This window comes from Stanieria cyanosphaera PCC 7437, from assembly GCF_000317575.1.
In the GTDB taxonomy this organism is placed as follows: Bacteria; Cyanobacteriota; Cyanobacteriia; order Cyanobacteriales; family Xenococcaceae; genus Stanieria; species Stanieria cyanosphaera.
In genome coordinates this window covers 4,624,729-4,643,905 of the sequence record NC_019748.1, presented here as the reverse complement: position 1 = coordinate 4,643,905, position 19,177 = coordinate 4,624,729, and the positions used below count along the sequence as shown (strand labels likewise).

At 36.4% G+C, this 19,177-nt stretch carries 18 protein-coding genes; 9 read left to right on the top strand and 9 right to left on the bottom strand.

Translation table 11 applies throughout. The features are described 5' to 3' along the window. Nucleotides 1-20: 20 nt before the first annotated feature. Nucleotides 21-404 carry a hypothetical protein gene (locus STA7437_RS20340; RefSeq protein WP_015195270.1) on the bottom strand — a complete coding sequence of 128 codons (384 nt, stop codon included), beginning with the start codon at nucleotides 402-404 and terminating at the stop codon, nucleotides 21-23. 123 nt (nucleotides 405-527) lie between these two features. Beyond that, complete coding sequence (locus STA7437_RS20335) at nucleotides 528-1,778, bottom strand: lipid-A-disaccharide synthase-related protein (RefSeq protein ID WP_041620237.1); 1,251 nt, start codon at nucleotides 1,776-1,778, stop codon at nucleotides 528-530. Between the two features lie 781 nt (nucleotides 1,779-2,559). Between STA7437_RS20335 and STA7437_RS20330 the strand changes: the two genes are divergently transcribed. Beyond that, on the top strand, nucleotides 2,560-2,856 hold the full coding sequence (locus tag STA7437_RS20330) for a hypothetical protein (protein WP_015195268.1): 297 nt from the start codon (nucleotides 2,560-2,562) through the stop codon (nucleotides 2,854-2,856). Nucleotides 2,857-2,899: 43 nt separating this feature from the next. Here STA7437_RS20330 and STA7437_RS20325 read toward each other — a convergent pair whose 3' ends face one another. Next, the gene (locus STA7437_RS20325) at nucleotides 2,900-3,970 is read right to left on the bottom strand and encodes an LOG family protein (protein WP_015195267.1); all 1,071 of its coding nucleotides are present in this window, start codon (nucleotides 3,968-3,970) and stop codon (nucleotides 2,900-2,902) included. Nucleotides 3,971-4,132: 162 nt separating this feature from the next. Then, complete coding sequence (gene trxA / locus STA7437_RS20320) at nucleotides 4,133-4,456, bottom strand: thioredoxin (RefSeq protein WP_015195266.1); 324 nt, start codon at nucleotides 4,454-4,456, stop codon at nucleotides 4,133-4,135. A 383-nt stretch (nucleotides 4,457-4,839) separates the two neighbouring features. Between trxA and STA7437_RS20315 the strand changes: the two genes are divergently transcribed. From STA7437_RS20315 to STA7437_RS20305, 3 genes are all read left to right on the top strand, one after another. After that, the gene (locus STA7437_RS20315; protein ID WP_015195265.1) at nucleotides 4,840-6,501 is read left to right on the top strand and encodes a DUF2079 domain-containing protein; all 1,662 of its coding nucleotides are present in this window, start codon (nucleotides 4,840-4,842) and stop codon (nucleotides 6,499-6,501) included. Between the two features lie 152 nt (nucleotides 6,502-6,653). After that, complete coding sequence (locus tag STA7437_RS20310; RefSeq protein WP_015195264.1) at nucleotides 6,654-7,844, top strand: glycosyltransferase family 4 protein; 1,191 nt, start codon at nucleotides 6,654-6,656, stop codon at nucleotides 7,842-7,844. A 214-nt stretch (nucleotides 7,845-8,058) separates the two neighbouring features. Continuing rightward, nucleotides 8,059-9,519, top strand: a complete 1,461-nt coding sequence (locus tag STA7437_RS20305; protein WP_015195263.1) for a hypothetical protein — start codon at nucleotides 8,059-8,061, stop codon at nucleotides 9,517-9,519. A gap of 333 nt (nucleotides 9,520-9,852) precedes the next feature. Here the strand turns inward: STA7437_RS20305 and STA7437_RS20300 are convergent, their stop codons facing one another. Continuing rightward, nucleotides 9,853-10,182, bottom strand: coding sequence for a hypothetical protein (locus STA7437_RS20300; protein WP_015195262.1), 330 nt, complete (start codon nucleotides 10,180-10,182; stop codon nucleotides 9,853-9,855). A gap of 271 nt (nucleotides 10,183-10,453) precedes the next feature. Between STA7437_RS20300 and STA7437_RS20295 the strand changes: the two genes are divergently transcribed. Next, on the top strand, nucleotides 10,454-10,972 hold the full coding sequence (locus STA7437_RS20295; RefSeq protein WP_015195261.1) for a transcriptional repressor: 519 nt from the start codon (nucleotides 10,454-10,456) through the stop codon (nucleotides 10,970-10,972). Nucleotides 10,973-11,019: 47 nt separating this feature from the next. On the opposite strand, the gene STA7437_RS20290 is transcribed toward STA7437_RS20295, so the two are convergent. After that, nucleotides 11,020-11,460: a SufE family protein gene (locus STA7437_RS20290; RefSeq protein ID WP_041619600.1), complete on the bottom strand. Its 441-nt coding sequence runs from the start codon at nucleotides 11,458-11,460 to the stop codon at nucleotides 11,020-11,022. Nucleotides 11,461-11,655: 195 nt separating this feature from the next. On the opposite strand from STA7437_RS20290, the gene STA7437_RS20285 reads away from it, so the two are divergent. The 3 genes from STA7437_RS20285 (at nucleotide 11,656) to STA7437_RS20275 (ending at nucleotide 15,451) form a co-directional block, all read left to right on the top strand. Further along, a complete protein-coding gene (locus STA7437_RS20285) occupies nucleotides 11,656-12,945 on the top strand; it encodes a glucose-1-phosphate adenylyltransferase (protein WP_015195259.1) in 1,290 nt (429 codons plus the stop codon). Nucleotides 12,946-13,229: 284 nt separating this feature from the next. Beyond that, entirely contained in the window at nucleotides 13,230-14,720 is a 1,491-nt protein-coding gene (gene gatB, locus STA7437_RS20280) for an Asp-tRNA(Asn)/Glu-tRNA(Gln) amidotransferase subunit GatB (protein WP_015195258.1), read from the top strand. Nucleotides 14,721-15,190: 470 nt separating this feature from the next. After that, entirely contained in the window at nucleotides 15,191-15,451 is a 261-nt protein-coding gene (locus STA7437_RS20275) for a hypothetical protein (RefSeq protein WP_015195257.1), read from the top strand. 140 nt (nucleotides 15,452-15,591) lie between these two features. On the opposite strand, the gene STA7437_RS20270 is transcribed toward STA7437_RS20275, so the two are convergent. The 3 genes from STA7437_RS20270 to typA all read right to left on the bottom strand — a co-directional run bounded on the left by STA7437_RS20270 (nucleotide 15,592) and on the right by typA (nucleotide 18,510). Then, complete coding sequence (locus STA7437_RS20270; protein WP_015195256.1) at nucleotides 15,592-15,828, bottom strand: NifU family protein; 237 nt, start codon at nucleotides 15,826-15,828, stop codon at nucleotides 15,592-15,594. A 115-nt stretch (nucleotides 15,829-15,943) separates the two neighbouring features. Beyond that, complete coding sequence (locus STA7437_RS20265; RefSeq protein ID WP_015195255.1) at nucleotides 15,944-16,600, bottom strand: DUF3386 domain-containing protein; 657 nt, start codon at nucleotides 16,598-16,600, stop codon at nucleotides 15,944-15,946. Between the two features lie 113 nt (nucleotides 16,601-16,713). Then, nucleotides 16,714-18,510 (bottom strand): translational GTPase TypA, encoded by a 1,797-nt coding sequence (typA, locus tag STA7437_RS20260; RefSeq protein WP_015195254.1) that lies wholly within the window; start codon nucleotides 18,508-18,510, stop codon nucleotides 16,714-16,716. A 151-nt stretch (nucleotides 18,511-18,661) separates the two neighbouring features. On the opposite strand from typA, the gene lspA reads away from it, so the two are divergent. Continuing rightward, entirely contained in the window at nucleotides 18,662-19,138 is a 477-nt protein-coding gene (lspA, locus tag STA7437_RS20255; protein ID WP_015195253.1) for a signal peptidase II, read from the top strand. Nucleotides 19,139-19,177 lie beyond the last annotated feature (39 nt).

The following is a 19,177-nucleotide window of genomic DNA, read 5'->3' as shown; positions in this document are numbered from 1 at the left end:
TATTGATAACTAAAAAGCTCTCAAAGCTCTAGTTGTACTGTATTAGTAACAGCAATTGATTCATTGATTTTGGGATAAAGTTTTAGGCTAGCATAAAAAGCTGTAAAATTCTTGAACTGATACTCTTTTTTTAGTTCATTTAAGGCAAGGTTTAATTTTTTTTGAAACAAGTAAGGGTTTTCTTCACCAGGACTAATTAAGTTAGGAATATAATTGAAATCACCAAAAAACTTTTGAAACAAACTATTTTTAGTAAAAGTATTGGCGTTTAAATAAATTTCTAAAATATATTCTGTTTTGAGGAATAACTCCATTTGAGTCCAAAAAACATGACAGCCAATCTTAATTTCAACCAAATCTTTTTGATTAATAATCTTTAAGGTTGCGTTTTTAATCTCAGCCATTAATAGTTCAAAAATATTATTAGCAGTTTAAAACGATTTACTTGTTGTTTAACTCTGGCTAAGATAAGGCTTTTTATGCATTGTTAACTAAAATTAACATAATAATAATTGAAGAGTTTTAAATTATTTCAACAATACTTGTTGTAAACATTCAGCAATTCTCTCAGCAGCACCTGGTTTTCCCATTCTTTGTTGACCATTAATGGCAATAGATTCAAGTAATTTTGCATTATTTAGTACACATAGCATTTTTTGAGCTATTTGGTTCGATTTTTCGACTAAAATAACTGAAATCCCTAATAAACGAGTTTGCGCCTCGGCAAAAGCAGCTGTAAATTGAGGCCCTGTTCCTGGCATAGTAATGACAGGTTTACCTAAACCAACAAATTGTTCGGTTGCCGTACCCGCCATTGCGATCGCTAGATCGGCAAGTTGTAGAGATTCGCTGTAAGCATTCTGAGTGAGAATTAAGCTAGCATTTTTTTTACTAAAGATAACAGCTTGAGGGTCATTAATAGGAAGAGAATTAATTGCTAATGAAGTTGTATTCCAACCCTGACACAATAAATACTCTTGAAAAGGTAAAATCTCTAAACCTGGCGCGATCGCAGCAATAAAAAGAATTGATTGTAATGAAAATGTTTTAATAACTTCTGAAGTAGCGTCAATAATTTGTTGCCAATTATTTAAAGCTTCTGGCATTCTTGAACCAGGTAGTAATAAAATAGATAGAGTTTGTTTTTCTGCTAAACTTGTTAACTTTTTTATCTCTGTTACTTCACCAATACCATCCATCATTGGATTACCAAAATTGTACACAGGAATAGACCACTGTTTTAAAATTTCGGCAGTTAAATCATCTCTGGGAAAAACTGCTAAGGCGCGATCGCGACTCATTAACCAACGTTCCCAAGGCAGATAAACTGAACCAAACCAGCGTTCTAACCAAGAAGTACGGTTTAACCATCCTTGTTCATCTCTTAAATAATATTCTGATTTAGCAGTTCCAACAAAAGCATAATTAGTATTACTTAACCACGCAAACAATAAAGGAACAATATCTCCTACTGCTAAAATGAAACCACCACTTTTACTCCATTGTCGTATGATCTTCAATTGGGCTAAAGTTAGCTTAAGTAAACCACCTTGAAGATCGCGCCAAAATTGTTTACTATCCATATAAATAAAACCACCAGAAGGCATTTGTTTTACTTGACCGACCAGGGCAATATTATTTTTAATATAAGCATTACCTTCACCAACAATTGGTAAAGCAGCTATTTCTAAATTAGGAAGATTAACTTTAAGTTTTTCTACAATACGAACAGCAATAACATCTTCTCCGTGACCATTACTTATAACTAGTAGTTTCATAAATTTAATCCAAATCATCTAGTAAAAGTAATTTATCAGAAATAATCTTTTCAAATGTCCTTTAAAAACTACAAGGCGAAGTGATAAATCTGCCGTCAACGCGTGTGACTCAAACCAAGTTCGGCATCCCTCTCGCTCAAGACCGCACTCGCTCAACTATGATATACTACTACTCAAAAGCCCAGAAGTAGGCGTGTCAGTGCGTCGAACTGGTATATACCAAAATACTAGAAGACGCTGAACAAGAGGTTTGCCAAGGTTTTCCTTAAATAAGCCAAATATATTTTTTCGGCAATAAGCCACAATATTGTCCTCACGGACTTCAATACGGCGAGGAAACCTGAACGGCTGTGTGCAGGAGGGCTCCTCGGAACCTTGTACGCCCCGTCGCCGTCGAGTCCTCCTCTACTGTCGGGCAGCCAGTGGAGTTTAAACCAAAATACTCGCGTAATCGGTCTGGCGGGGTATAAGTGATTAGGCTGTACTAGCTAAGAGGTTGCGAGGCGAGAATTCCACGCGGTTCACCCGTGGGAGTGTCAAAAACTCTTACCTCTAACAGATATAGCGTTTCTCACCTTAGTAAGGTACACCATTATCAGTTACTAATTACTAATTACTAATTATGAGAGATCAACAATCAACCTCACCGAAGGTGCGCGTAGCGACTAACAATTAACAATTAACGATAAACAATCAACAAAAATCCATATTTTAGGATGTACTCCATAGAGCGTGAGAACTGCTATAACATAGTTAATTAACCCAAGTAAATGGGAAAATAATGCTTATTTTTACAATTATTGTTAATTTAATCATAACTTTATTTAATTTATATTTAGCTATTAAAATTTGGCAATTACGCCAAAAATTAAGTTTAATTGCTCATGAATTAAACAATTGTGAAATTTTTATTCATTCTATTTTAGTCACTACTCCTAATGTCTTGATTCAAAACAAAAACAATCTTGCTCAGGTTCGACAAAAATATCAACTGTTACAATTACAATTAAAACAAACTCAACAAATTATAATTGTACTCAATTGGCTTTATCAAGCATGGCGTAAAGTAAAGACGTAATATGTTACGTATCTACAGTTATTAATTGACCATCAACATATAATTACTTAATTTCAGGATGTTCCGTTGCCAAAGAAACTAAACCTAATTGATTTATTTGAGCAATCATTTGATATAAACGACCCAAATTTTTTTGATTAAAATAAAAAACTAGCCTAGGTAAATCTACACTTTCATCCCACTTTTCTCCTGGTAAAGCGGTACTTTTTTCGATTTTTCCGTGAGTTAAAATATCAGCAAAATCTTGATTTAATTGGTCTACTATTTCATCAGATAATTCTGAATTAAGACGCATAACAAATTGTTGACCGACATAGCGAGAAGAATGATAAACTCGATAAAAATTTCTAATCGTGTTGCAGGCAACATCCAAGCGGTCGGTAATAGTATATAAACTGGGGTCTTCAGAACTAATCAATCCTCTAATAACAAGACGCTTCCCAATATATTCATTCCAACTATGCCAATAGTCTCCACCAGGACGATCAATTAATACTAGTGGTACTGGTCCATATTTGCCAGTTTGACACAATGTAAGGGTTTCAAACGCTTCATCTTGAGTACCAAATCCACCAGGAAATAAAGCGATCGCATCACTTTCCCGAAGAAAAAACAATTTACGAGTGAAAAAATATTTAAAATTAATTAATTTTCCATCGCCTTGAATTAAATTGTTGGCATTCTGTTCAAAAGGTAGTTTGATATTCAAGCCAAAGGAATTTTCTCTACCTGCTCCTTCATTGCCTGCTTGCATAATACCACCACCCGCCCCAGTAATCACCATAAAACCTAACTGAGTGACGCAACGAGCAAAATCAACTGCCATTTGATATTCTGGCGTATTAGATGCAATTCTGGCTGAACCAAAAATAGAAATTTTCCGAGTGTGGCGATAAGGATAAAAAGTTTGAAATCCTTTTTCTAAATCTTCTAACGATGCTGCTAATATTTTCCAATCAAGGCGATCGATTTCTTTTCCCGCAATTCTAATCAATACTGCTAAAGAACGTTCAATCAATTTGCGATGCTTGTGATGAGGCAGATGATGAATTAGATCATTAAGCTCTTGAGACAATAAATTATCTAAATTGTTTTGGTCTGAAGATAAAGCCATAAATTATGCTGTCGTGGCTGTATTTTGATTGTAGACCAAATTTTTGCTTTTTTTTGTAGCTGTATCCAATTTTACTTTTTAAACAAATCTTAATAATTTATGCAGTAAAATCAGCCTCAGCATTAGTGTAATAAGACTAGCTGAAGCTGAAATTAGAAAGAACTAAAGATATTTTTCTAATGTGTTAGCTAAAGTAGTTTTAGGTACTGCACCTACCACCATATCTACTCGCTGACCACCTTTAAAAATCATTAGAGTAGGTATGCTACGAATTCCATATTGACTAGCAACTTGGGGATTTTCATCAGTATTAAGTTTTACTACTTTTACTTGTCCTTCGTATTGTTCGGCGATTTCATCTACAACTGGTGCAACCATCCGACAAGGACCACACCAAGGAGCCCAAAAATCTACCAAAACAGGAACATCGGACTCTAATACTTCTTGCGTAAAACTTGAATCTGTCACTGCTGTAGCTGCTGACATTCCTATATATCCTTGATTTAAGATTTTCCTTTAATTTTACAAGATTTTATCATAGCAAAAACCAATCTCAAGCAATCTAAACTATGGATAAGTTTGAAGAAATTTTTAATCTAATCTGTTCATTTGATTGATCATTCTGCTATTATCTTCCTAAAAAAAGGTAACCGCCCGCATTTGATCTCGGGCGGAGTGTGGTGTGAGGAGTGAACGGAAACTTTCGTCTCCGCCTTTTCTATTCTAGATTAGAACTTTGAATTTGTTGGGTTTTTCAGTAGAAATTAGCAAAAAATTTACCACATTCTTAACATTAGTTTTAGAATTTTTTCAGCTTGGTGAAGTAGTAGCTTAAATATCGGTCAACTACCACGATATTAAGGTAAATAATGTTATTTAAATTAAACAAAAATCAAGGATTGAAGATCGCTATCATTGCTGCGATCGCTTTTTTTCTTTGTACCTTAAGTTTGACTCTCAATCGTCATTTTAGTTTTTATTCTTCTTACGACCAAGGCATTTTTAACCAAGTTTTTTGGAATGGAATTCATGGGCGTTTTTTTGAGAGTACACTTTCTTCTCAACTATCGACTAACGTAGTTCATAGTGGCGAAGTACCTGATGTTAATTATCATCGCCTAGGACAGCATTTTACGCCTGCTTTGCTGTTGTGGTTGCCGATTTACTATCTGTTTCCCCATCCTGCTACTCTAACGGTGTTGCAAGTTACCTTAGTTACCGCAGCAGGGTTAGTTTTATATAACTTAGCAAGAATTTATGTTCAACCTGCGATCGCAGTATTAATTACAATTAGTTTTTATTGCGCCAATACAATTTTAGGGCCTACTCTGGCTAATTTTCACGATATTTCCCAAATTCCCTTGTTTATCTTTAGTTTGTTACTAGCGATGGAAAAACGCTGGTGGTGGCTATTTTGGTTGCTAGCAATTTTAACTTTAGCTGTTAGGGAAGATAGTGGCATAACTTTATTTGGAGTGGGAGTTTATCTAGTTTTAAGCAAACGCCATCCTCGCACAGGTTTAATTTTAGCTAGTCTCAGTTTTCTCTACATCATCGCCTTGACTAACCTGATTATGCCCTTATTTTCCGATGACATTTCTAAAAGATTTATGTTGGAAAGATTCGGACAATACGCCGAGGGAGAGGAAGCTTCTACCCTAGAAATTATTAAAAATATGTTGCTTAACCCTGGGCGTTTAATTATGGAATTATTTACGCCTTTTTTTCCGACAATTAAATATTTACTAGGACAGTGGTTACCTTTAGCTTTTATTCCTGCCGTTTCTCCTGCTGCTTGGAGTATTGCTACTTTTCCTTTATTAAAACTATTTTTAGGACAAGGACAAACCGTCTTAGCAATTTCCCTTCGTTATGCCATGAGTGTCACACCAGGATTGTTTTATGGCGCAATTCTTTGGTGGGGTGGAGAAAGATTTGGAAATTTTCAACAACCAATCCAAACTTATCAACCACGCAAACTTTTGCCTCAGTTTCGGCGTTTCTGGATTATTTGTATTGTTTTATCTTTATTTTTTACCATTACATCTAATCCCAGTCGAACTCTTTCGTTCCTCATCCCTGATTCTATTCAACCTTGGGTTTATGTTTCCCTCCCCGAACAATGGCACAGAGTACCTCAAATTCGCTCAATTTTAAAACAAATTCCACCTGATGCGAGTGTATCCGCTACTACCTATTTAATACCTCATCTTTCTGGACGTAGAGCCATCATTCGCTTAACTGGATTGGAATTTCGTAACGATGCGGGTAACGTCGAAACAGTAGATTACATCATCGCCGATTTATGGCAACTACAACGTTATCAAATAGCTTTTGATGAAGATCGAGTTGCTTTACAAACGATTACAGAATTAATTGAACGGGTTACCAATAACCAAGAATACGGAATTATCGATTTTAATCAGGGAGTGATTTTATTACAAAAAGGAGCCAATTCTAATCCCGACAAGAGCGCAGCTTGGCAAAACTATCGTGAGAGGCTAAGTCTGCCGTCGTCAAGCAGATCGTGAACGCCAGGGGCGTATCTGCGCCCCACCTGTCAAAAAATCCAAATATATTAGGTAATTGTTACCAACCAACTCGATCTCCTCTTGATAAACTGCCATAAGTATGTAAATTTGTATCCAATTAGAGAATTAGAGTAAGCGTGGGGATGGGGTTGATGAAGATTTTAGTATTAGCTTGGGAATTTCCGCCTCGAATTGTCGGTGGGATTGCACGTCATGTTGCAGAATTGTATCCAGAAATTGCTAACTTAGGACACGAAATTCATTTACTCACTGTTGAATTTGGTTCAGCCCCTCGCTATGAAATAGTAGATGGAGTTCATATTCATCGCGTATCTGTGGCAGGAAGTTATGACTTTTTCCACTGGGTCGTTAATATGAATGAAAGCATGGGTAATCATGGTGGGAAATTAATTACAGAAGAAGGCAATTTCGATCTGATTCATGCCCATGATTGGTTGGTTGGAGATGCTGCGATCGCTCTCAAACATCTTTTCAAAATTCCTTTAGTAGCTACCATTCACGCGACTGAGTATGGTCGTTACAACGGAATTTACACTGAAGAACAAAGATATATTCACGGCAAAGAAACAAAACTCGCTTACGAAGCTTGGCGGGTAATTGTTTGTAGTCAGTATATGCGTTATGAAGTTGAACGAGCTTTACAATGTCCTTGGGATAAAATCGATGTTGTCTACAATGGCATTCGTCCAGAAAAAAAACTACAAGCGGATAATTTTGATCGAGTTAGTTTTCGCCGTCGTTTTGCCGAAGACCGTCAAAAAATAGTGTACTATGTCGGTCGCATGGCTTATGAAAAAGGTGTATTTGTCTTACTTAATGCTGCCCCAAAAGTACTCAGGGAAATGGGGGGTCACGTTAAATTTGTGATTATTGGTGGTGGTAATACCGATCATCTCAAACAACAAGCTTGGAATTTAGGCATTTGGGATCATTGTTACTTTACAGGTTTTATGTCTGACCATGATTTAGATAAGTTTCAAACCATTGCTGATTGTGCTGTTTTTCCCTCTCTCTATGAACCTTTTGGCATTGTCGCTTTGGAAAGTTTTGCAGCAAAAGTTCCAGTTGTGGTTTCAGATACAGGTGGTTTACCCGAAGTAGTACAACATACCAAAACAGGGGTTGTGACCTATGCTAACAATTCCAATTCCCTCGCCTGGGGTATTTTAGAAGTTCTCAAAAATCCTGGTTACGCCCAGTGGTTGATCGATAATGCTTATCAATCTTTAGCAACTCGTTTCTGTTGGAAAAAACTAGCAGTTGCCACCGAAGCAGTTTATGGACGCATTTTACACGAACGGACGCAATGTACTTGGGAATAATTGTTCAGTTATCAGTTGCCAGTTACCAGTTACCAGTATTAATTATTAGGGAACAGGGAACAAAAATAAATATTCTTTCTTTTTACTTTTTACTTTTTGTCTCCTGCCTTCTGCCTCCTGCCTTTAATTTCTTTTAACAAAAGCCAACAAAATCTCGACAATTAGGAAAAAGTATGGCATACCAATAGCGAAAGTGTAATCAAGCCAATTTAGTATGAAAGTACGTTTCTGGGGTAAATTTACTCTCTTCATCGCGATTGTTACTTTTCCTCAGTTTTTAACTGCTACCTCACCGTCAATTATTTGTTTCTCTACTAGTGACAGGTACTCTGCTCTGCAAGGGCAAAGCCTACTGCCACTGGCGTTCCCCAGTCAAGCTGCGGAAATCGAAAAAATTGGCAAACAGGGTCAAGATGGTCAATCTGGAGAAAAGGGTCAAGATGGTAGAAACAGCGACAGTCTAACTATTTTTGCCGATGGTTCTCCTATGACTTTAGATTTAGCGGGAGAAAACGGTCATGCTGGTACTAATGGTAGTGCTGGTGCTAACGCCAATTGTCAAGAACAACCAAAAGACTTCAATCGCAATATTCAAGGTGCTAACGGTGGCAATGGAGGCGATGGCGGTGATGGCGGTAATGGTGGTAATGGAGGTTCTTTAACTGTTTATACTACTAATAAAGAAGATCTCAAACAAATTTTTATTATTGCTTCTGGTGGTGAAGGGGGAGAACCAGGTAAAGGGGGAGAACCAGGACAAGGTTGTAAATGTTCAAATCCTGCTTGGAATCAACCAACTTGTTCAGGGAAACCTGGTAGTGATGACTACAATTGCACTACTAGCGAATTTAAATGTCAAGAAGGCTATGATGGTCAATTAGGTCGTAACGGTAGAAAAGGTAGAGTAGGAAGTTTAGGTACTATTACTCTAATTAATTTAGATAAATCTCTAGCACCCGATCAACCTACTGCAACTATTGCGATCGCAGAACTCAAAGACCGAGGTTTTACTTTATCTAAAAATATCTGGGAAACTCACGATAATGCAACTGCTTTGTTTGCTCCTGGTTCAATTATAAGCGATCGCTATCAAGAATTAGTAGCTCGTCATGAACATACAGTTTTAATGGTTTGGGATGCACCTCAACCAGTCAATGATTTTGCCGACTCAAAAATTACACTGAGTTTAAAAGGAGCAAACGATGCTGAAATTGGTATTCCTGAAGACCTTTGGTTAGAAACTACTAGTTCCAAACAAAATAAGATTACAGAATTGTTTGTCTTTAATGCTGTTCGCGCTAAAGATGCCACTCGATTGAAAAGCGAAGGATTATCTGGTCAAGGAACTAATCTTCAATTAAATTTAATTGATAAGGCAAGTCAATCGGATGTAGTTTCAACAGATTTTTCTGTTAAATATCGTGTCAGCAATTCCGATGATGGTGGTATATTCCGTCGTTCCTTTGATTATCGCACTAAATTTGAAGGAAAAATACCTCCTAAGTTAATTAATCGCGATGGAGATAACTTTGTCATCAAATTAGGTCAGTTACCAATTCCACAAGAATTTCTCGAACCAGGTGTACAAATTGAAATACAATTAAATGCCAATCGTTCTTTAGCTGGTAACTCCAAACAACAGCAACTTATTATCAGACATAAAATTAAAGATTAAAACCTAACAAATTTTTCTAAAAACTTTTTTATAATTTTAATTTCTTGCCTACTCCAACCAGGAATAACGAACAGGTAAAAATGTAGAGGATCATGAGCAATTGCGATCGCTCCGCGCCTCGGATTCGCCGAGATCGCATTTTATTAATTCTCAAAACAATAATAAATTTTCTTCACCCTAAAATTTATTGTTTCTCTTGGTATTTTTCACCAAGATTATTCTTTTGATAGGGTTTAATGTTTAAGCATAGTTACTTTTCATCAAACCCTTTTTCTACATTTCTTTTCAAGTTTTGTCCTTTAGTAAAAAGTTAAACAACTAATAACCAATTGATTAAACTTTTGCTTCAGTACCTATCTCACTACATACCTCATAAAAAGAAGTAGTAGGTGGAGTCTTGTACAAATGAGACATCTGCTTCAATATAGCTTCATAAGCTTCTGAGACATTATCTTGCATATCGTCAATTTTGTCCCACATAATCACAGCGATCCCTTCATCTGTTCCTGGTTTTTGCAGCAAATATGCTCCTTTAAAGCCAGTAGTATAAGTAGAAACAGCCTTTTCATAGAGTTTTTGCGCTTCAGCAAATCTACCAGGTTTAAATTCACCAATAGCGACGTAGGCATATTTATGTTTAAGAAAATCGAGAAATTCAGACATTGAAGTTTTTTCCTAAATTAGTCTTGTTACTTACGATTTACGCTCCAAATTGTCTGATAGCGATAGTTCTAAAGAGTTTTTTAATCTCTAGCTATAAAAAAAATTTGTGCCAATTTAAAAAAATTAATTTGATTCCACAGTGAACCACAAATCCTCGATTGAGAACATTAACAACTTGCAAATGATTATCAATTAATTTAGTTTGTTGCAAATAAATTGCCTAGACAATTATCATTGTCAATAGATATACTCGACTGAAAGCGACTTTAAAATGCCTCATTACAATGCAACTTCTCTCAAAGCTGAATTGAACGCTAAAGGTTGGCGGATGACACCTCAGCGAGAAAAAATTTTACACGTTTTTCAAAATTTACCCAAGGGAAATCATCTAAGCGCAGAAGAACTACACGGTTTGTTGGACAATCGAGGAGAGTCTATCAGTCTATCAACAATTTACCGTAGCGTAAAATTAATGACACGAATGGGAATTCTCCGAGAATTAGAATTAGCCGAAGGACACAAACACTATGAATTAAATCAACCCTATCCTCATCATCACCATCATATTGTTTGTATTCAATGTAACAACACCATTGAATTTAAAGATGATTCAATCTTAAAACACAGTCTCAAACAATGTGAAAAAGAAGGATTTCAACTCATTGACTGTCAGTTGACAGTAATGACTATTTGTCCAGAAGCATTGAGAATGGGATGGCCATCTGCTTTGCCTAGTAACTGGTGTTGTACTCGTGCTATTTCTGGAGGTAAAAAATTACAAACCCAATAGTTCCTTATTAAATTAATACTTCACTTTAACTCCACCACGTTAGGATTTTAAGCAGACATTCCCAAATGAAATCCTAAAGCTTTTTTCTTCATCATTTGAAAAATGTTATAAAAACCATTAGCTCGTGAGGGAGTTAAACTCACTTTTAAACCTGTTTCTTCGATAAAGTCTGGAGTTACTTGAATTATTTCTTCAGGAGTTAAACCGTCTAACCCTTCAATAAGTAGTGCAACTAAACCCTTCACTAATTGGGCATCAGAATCTCCCTGATACCTAATTTTTCCATTTTCCAAATTAGCAGTAATGTATACCTGAGAAACGCAGCCATTAACTTTATTCTCTGGAATTTTATCTTCTTCTGGCATGGCTGGCAATTTTTTGGCATACCAAAGCAATTGCTCATAACGCTGTTTTGGATTAGAACGACGTTTAAAACGTTCGACAATTCGTTCTAAATTTGGAGGCAGAGGTGTGGTCATAGACGAGATAATTAGAATACTACTAAATATTTCTAGAACAATTACATAAAGTCTAGGACTAGCCTCATATTAACATTTCCTCAGTTTCTAGCTCGGTATTTTTTGAGCAATCACAGAAAAACCTGTTTTGAGTTTACTTAAATGAGTTCCTTTGTCAGATAAACTTGATTTTGAGAGGTAATAGGCAGTCACGAGGTTTTTTTTGTGAAAAGAGTATTAGCCATAATTCTTGGAGGAGGCGCGGGTACTCGTCTTTATCCATTAACTAAATTAAGAGCAAAACCAGCAGTACCATTAGCTAGTAAATACCGCCTAATAGATATTCCTGTTAGTAATTGTATTAACTCAGAAATTCAAAAAATCTATGTTTTGACTCAATTCAATTCGGCTTCTTTAAACCGACATCTCAATCGAAGTTATATTTTTTCTGGCTTCAGCGAAGGGTTTGTCGAAGTGCTATCAGCACAGCAAACTGCTGAGGGCTTTCGTTGGTTTCAAGGTACAGCCGATGCAGTAAGGCAATACTTAAATCTTTTAGAAGAGTGGGATATTGATGAATATTTAATTCTCTCAGGAGATCATCTTTATCGAATGGATTATAGTGAATTCATTCAACGTCATCGAGATACTAAGGCTGATATTACTTTGTCTGTTGTGCCGATTGATGAAAAACCTGCCTCTAGTTTTGGTTTGATGAAGATTGATTCTCAAGGTAGAGTAATTGACTTTAGCGAAAAACCGAAAGGAGAAGCACTCAAAAATATGCAGGTAGATACTACCGTTTTGGGGTTGACACCTGAAGAAGCGAAACAAAAACCCTATATTGCTTCTATGGGGATTTACATATTTAAAAAAGACGTTTTGGTGGATTTACTCAAACGAAACTTAGAACAAACGGATTTTGGCAAAGAAATTATTCCTGCTGCTGCTAAAAATCATAATGTTCAAGCTTATCTTTTTAATGGTTATTGGGAAGATATCGGAACTATAGAAGCTTTTTATCACGCAAATTTGGCTTTAACTCAGCAGCCTCAGCCACCTTTTAGTTTTTATGATGAGAAAGCTCCCATTTACACCCGTTCTCGTTATTTGCCGCCAAGTAAAATGCTCAATTGCCAGGTGAGTGAATCCATGATTGGTGAGGGTTGTATTCTCAAAAATTGTCGAATTCATCATTCTGTGTTAGGAGTTCGGACTCGAATTGAATCTGACTGTATCATTGAAGATACTCTCCTGATGGGTTCTGATTTCTATGAACCTTTTGCCGAAAGAAATTCTGGTTTAAGCGAGGGACGTATACCTGTCGGAATTGGTGAAGGCAGTACAATTCGGCGAGCGATTATTGATAAAAATGCTCGGATTGGGCGTAACGTGCAGATTATTAATAAAGAGGGCATTGAAGAGGCAGAAAGAGAAAGCGAAGGTTTTTATATTCGTAGCGGTATAGTTGTAGTTTTAAAAAATGCCACTATCCCCGATGGAACAATAATCTAAGCCAAAACAGTTTTATTTTCAGAAGGAAAAAAGATTCGGAACATTAAATTAAAATAAATTCTAATTTTGTTCTTTTGACCTTTTCCTTCTGTTTTTTTAGTTATTTAATTTCTTTATTCGCTGCTAGCTGCAATTTTTATTTGTGTGAATCAACTAAAAGAAATTATTCTTCATTTGCCTAAATCTCTAGCTGACTCTTCGGTTTAGTTTAACTCAATGCTTATTCTATCTTGCCAGCAGATACAATAAAAAATCTATAGATACTTACTATCCAGCTACAAACTATGACTACTGCTGCACCGAAAAAGATAGAATACGAAGCAATCATTGGCTTAGAAACTCATTGTCAACTGAATACTGAAACCAAAATCTTTAGCAGCGAATCTACCAAGTTCGATCCAGATAATCCTAATACCAACATCTCTCCTATTTGTTTAGGATATCCTGGGGTACTGCCTGTTTTGAATGAAAAAGTTCTCGAATATGCTGTTAAAGCAGGTTTAGCTCTTAACTGTACCATTGCACCTTATAGCAAATTTGACCGTAAACAGTATTTTTATCCCGATTTACCGAAAAATTATCAAATTTCCCAATTCGATCTGCCTATTGCCGAACATGGTTGGCTAGAAATTGAAATTGCGGAGAAACCTAATTCTGAACCAATTAGAAAAAGAATTGGCATCACTCGTCTACACATGGAAGAAGATGCAGGGAAATTAACTCACGGAGGAAGTGACAGACTTTCTGGTTCGACTTATTCCTTAGTAGATTTTAATCGTGCTGGTATTCCGTTGCTCGAAATTGTTTCCGAACCAGATTTACGTTCGGGCAAAGAAGCAGCAGAATACGCTCAAGAATTACGTCGCATTATGCTTTATTTGGGTATTAGCGACGGTAAGATGCAAGAAGGTTCTCTGCGCTGCGATGTCAATATTTCTATTCGTCCTGTCGGTCAAACAGAATTTGGGACTAAAGTAGAAATTAAGAATATGAATTCTTTTAGTGCCATTCAAAAAGCGATCGATTACGAAATTGAACGTCAAATAGAAGCAGTTGAAAACGGCGAACCAATTATCCAAGAAACTCGTCTGTGGGAAGAAGGTTCTGGACGCACAATTAGTATGCGTTCTAAAGAAGGTTCTAGTGATTATCGTTATTTTCCCGAACCAGATTTACCACCAATTGAAGTTTCAAATACTCAACTAGAAACTTGGAAAGCGGAACTACCAGAGTTGCCAGCAAGTAAAAGACATCGTTATGAGTCAGAATTAGGATTATCTGCTTATGATGCGAGAGTTTTAACTGACGATCGCTCTGTGGCAGAATATTTTGAAACTGCGGTAAGTGGGGGTGCGGATGCCAAACAAGCAGCTAATTGGATCATGGGTGATATTGCTGCATATTTAAAGAATAGTGGTTTAAATATTACAGAAATTGCTCTCAAACCTGAAAATTTGGCTGAATTAATTCAATTAATTGACAAAGGTACTATTAGCGGAAAAATTGGCAAGGATATCTTACCAGAACTTTTAACCAAAGGTGGTTCAGTTCAAAAATTAGTCGAAAGCAAGGGATTAATTCAAATTTCTGATACGGGAGAGTTGGAAAAAATTATTGATGAGGTAATAGCTGCTAACCCCAACGAATTAGCTAAATTCCGTAGTGGAAAAACTAACCTTAAAGGTTTCTTTGTCGGACAGGTGATGAAGAAAACCAGTGGACGTGCAGATCCCAAATTAACCAATCAATTACTAGACCAAAAATTACCAGGGTAAATTAAGTAATTTTAGTATATTAATATCTTGGTAAAATTTATTAAGATAGAAAAACGACACATTGCCCTTGTTCAGTAGAGCAAGGGTTTAATAATTTTAGAGATTTACATCGGTTCAACAAAATAATTAAAAAGATTTAAAATTGTTTATTTTATTATTAAAGATATTTTATAAAAAAATCTAGCTTTTCTCACATTAATGAGATACAGTCAATATCCTGTTTTTTTGTTGATGGTTAATTGTTGATTGTTGATCATTCCCTCTCTACTAACCACTGGTAAAGGTTTATTTCATCAATTTAAGAATTGCTATATCAAAGAAAGCAAATAATTTTCAGCAACACAAAAATATAAATAGTTGTATTTTAATTATTACCAGATCGTTAATTAACATTCAAAAAATAAACTTACAAAAATACCAGCCCAATTTCGGGCAGGTATAATTTTAGATGTATATTCTCTTGCTGTATTATGGCATTCAACCTAGAAACCGATCTAGTCAAAGTACTAGAGAAAATTGACAACAAAATTGATAAACTTGACCAAAAATTAGACGACTTAAAAGACCAGCTTAATTCAGTTGACAAAAGATTAGTAGTAGTAGAAACCAAATTAACAATAATGGAAGGCTCTCAGCGTGGTCAGATTTGGTCATTAATTGTCATCTTAGCAACTGCTGTTTTAGGTATTTTGATTGCTGGGGCAAGGGTATTTTTCTTTCCAAATCCTTAATTATTATTTGCCTCAACCTTCGACCAAATCTTGTTTTTATTTTTAAAATTGAAATAACTATAAACCTGATACTTACTCAAAGTTCGAGGAGAAAAGTTGCTTAAATGTAAGGGCAGTTTATGAACCGCCCCTACGAAAAATTATAATGCTTGTTCTACTTCGGCAATTTCGGGGATTTTTTCTCTTAAACGGCGTTCAATTCCCATTTTTAAAGTCATCGTCGAACTGGGGCAAGAACCACAAGCACCTTGCAATCTTAGTTTAACAATTGGACCTTCAATTTCGACTAACTCGACGTTACCACCATCAGCCATTAAATAAGGGCGCATTTCGTCGAGAACTTCTTCTACGTTTTGTTCAGTTAGTGCTAATGACATTATCGATTATCCTTTTTAAGGTTTTACTAATCCAGTTATTTCGATCCTAACCTTTACAGGTTAAAGAATTTCAAAGTTATCTATATTACCTAAATTAACCAGATAGCGATCGCGATTAAACGACGGTTGCAGGTTCGAGTAATTTGATATTACTAAATATGAACTCTGTGGTTATTTTTTCACCTTCTTTATCAATCGATTCGATGATTTGTTCCGTAGGAAGGTAGTAATTACCAAATTTTTCGTAGCTTTCTTTAAATTCTCGTTTGCCTTTTAATTCATTTGTTTTAGAATCACGGAAGATCGCATTATAACCAGTGGAAACGTAACCATTGCCCGTGTCGAGACTTTCATTAGTATTGATCACAAAAGCAATTGGTCCCATCACCCGGCTGACTTGACAAATTTCTGTACCACGGATTTTATAATTAGAACCCATAGCATCGCCTTTAACCAAAATTTCTACGGCACCAGTAGCATCTTCTTCACCGAGAGAAAAAGTGCTTTTACCGTGTGCCTGTTCAAAAGAGTTGCGTTTGCGGTGAGTAATAATATCCCGCATTTGGTTATAAACGCTTTCTTTAACTTGTTCGTCTTCAATTCCTGTAACTTCTACAGACAAATCGCTATTGACACGAATATTTGCTGTATAGACTTCCTCGCTTTGTTTGAGTTCTAAATCAGTTGTGTAACCTGGAAATTGCTCGTCCCAAGTATAGCGATTTTCATAAGCTGCACGAAAGCGATCGCGGGCTAGGTTATTCTCTGTCATAATTGATTAAATGCAAAATTTACTCTTAAATCTAGTTTAAAAAGATTTGGAATTGAGCAAGGTACGGGAATCAGCACTATAGTCGGGGTAATTCATGAATTACCCCTAGGTTATTAACGTTGAGCTAATTTTTTAGCTTTGATCTTGCGAAGACGAATTGATTGGGGAGTTACTTCTACCAATTCATCTGACCCAATATATTCTAATGCTCGTTCTAAACTCATATCTACAGGAGTTTGTAATTGTACCAATTCATCGCCTGTTGCCGAACGATGGTTAGTTAATTGTTTGGTTTTACAGACATTTAAATCCAAATCTTGAGGACGGTTGTGTTCGCCAACAATCATGCCTTTGTAAACTTTAGTACCTGGCGTAATAAAGAAGACACCTCGATCTTCAGCATTTTTGAGGGCATAGAAGGTAGCAACACCTTCTTCAAAAGCAACCATTACACCGTTGTAACGAGTTTCCAATTCTCCTGATAGCGGACGATATTCCAGGAAACTATGATTCATAATTCCTTCACCGCGACTGAGACGAATAAATTCACCACGGAAACCGATCAAACCTCGTGCAGGAATGACAAATTCTAACTGAGTCCGTCCGTTAACTCCCGTTTGCATATCCTGCATTTCTCCTTTTCTTTGTCCCAGACGTTCTATACAACTACCAACTGCTTCTTCAGGAACATCTAAAACTAAATATTCAAAAGGTTCACAGGGTTGACCATTAATTTCGCGATAAATTACTTGAGGCTGAGAAACTTGGAACTCATAGCCTTCTCTTCGCATGGTTTCGATTAAGATGCCTAAATGTAGTTCACCTCTTCCCGAAACTAAGAATTTTTCTGCCGAATCAGTTTCCTCAATGCGTAAAGCGACATTAGTTTCCAATTCTCGATACAAGCGATCGCGTAATTGTCTGGAAGTAACAAAGTTGCCTTCTAAACCCGCAAAGGGAGAGTCATTGACAGAAAAAGTCATCTGTAAAGTAGGTTCGTCTACTTTAATCAAAGGTAACGCTTGAGGATCGTCTGGAGAAGTGATTGTCTCACCAATATTGGCATCAGCAAAACCAGATACGGCGATAATATTACCTGCGCTAGCTTCTTGAAGCTCAACCCGAGATAATCCTTCAAATCCCATTAATTTGGTCAGTTTAGCTTTGACTATCTCGCCATTTTCTTTAACTAAAGCTGCTTGTTGTCCTGCTTTAATCGTACCGTTATGAATTCTACCGATCACAATCCGACCTAGATAATCAGAGTAATCTAAGGTCGTTACCTGTAATTGTAGGGGTTTGTTAGGATCGCCTACTGGTGGGGGAACATGATGAATAATTGCTTCAAACAACGGTTGCATATCTACCCCTTCCTCATCCAAAGATTCTTTAGCATAACCTTGGATACCAGAAGCATAAAGAGTAGTAAAATCACATTGATCGTCATCGGCACCGAGTTCGACAAACAGATCGAAAACTTTATCTACAGCAGTATCAGGATTGGCATTAGGGCGATCGATTTTGTTAACTACTACAATCGGACGTAGCCCTTTTTCTAAAGCTTTTTTGAGGACAAATCTAGTTTGAGGCATTGGTCCTTCGTTAGCATCGACAATCAGGATACAACCGTCAACCATACCCAAAACCCGTTCGACTTCACCACCAAAATCAGCGTGTCCAGGAGTATCAACGATATTAATCAGAGTATCTTTGTAGCGAACCGCAGTATTTTTGGACAAAATGGTAATACCTCGTTCTCGTTCGAGGTCATTAGAATCCATTACGCAATCTGGGATGTCTTCTCCTTCTCGAAAAATACCCGATTGTTTTAAAAGCGCATCAACTAAAGTAGTTTTGCCGTGATCGACGTGGGCAATAATAGCAACGTTGCGAATTGGAAGAAGAGACATAGGATTGGTATATGAACTGAAATAGTTTGTATCGTTGGCGCAAAATTTCTTAATAATTATAACTCAGGTTAGTAACCTTGTTTGCTAGTCATTGGTCTTTAATAACCAAGAAAAATTGAGATAATCACATTGACACAGAAAAAAATCACCGATGAAAAAAAACAGTGCCTTTTGGTTAGTAGCCATTGTTGGTTTAATTGTAGACCAGTTATCCAAATATTTAGTAGTACAAAGCTTTACCGAAGTAGGGAATACTCTACCTTTATGGCAAGGAGTCTTTCATTTTACTTATGTCATCAACACGGGGGCTGCTTTTAGTGTGTTTCGTGGTGGAGTAGGATGGTTACGCTGGTTATCTTTAGCCGTTAGTATTGGGTTAATGATTCTAGCTTGGCGCGGTCCTAAACTACCCTTATTAGAACAACTAGGTTATGGGTGTATTTTGGCTGGGGCATTGGGTAATGGAATTGATCGCTTTATTTTCGGTTATGTAGTAGATTTTTTAGATGTACGCTTAATTCAATTTCCTGTGTTTAATTTAGCTGATGTTTTTATCAATGTTGGAATTGTCTTGTTGCTGATTGCTAGTTTTAAGCCCACTACCCCTACTCAAAAAAGTAAAAGATAAATCTCTCTTTGGTAGAATTTTTTTTTGCTTCGAGCTTAT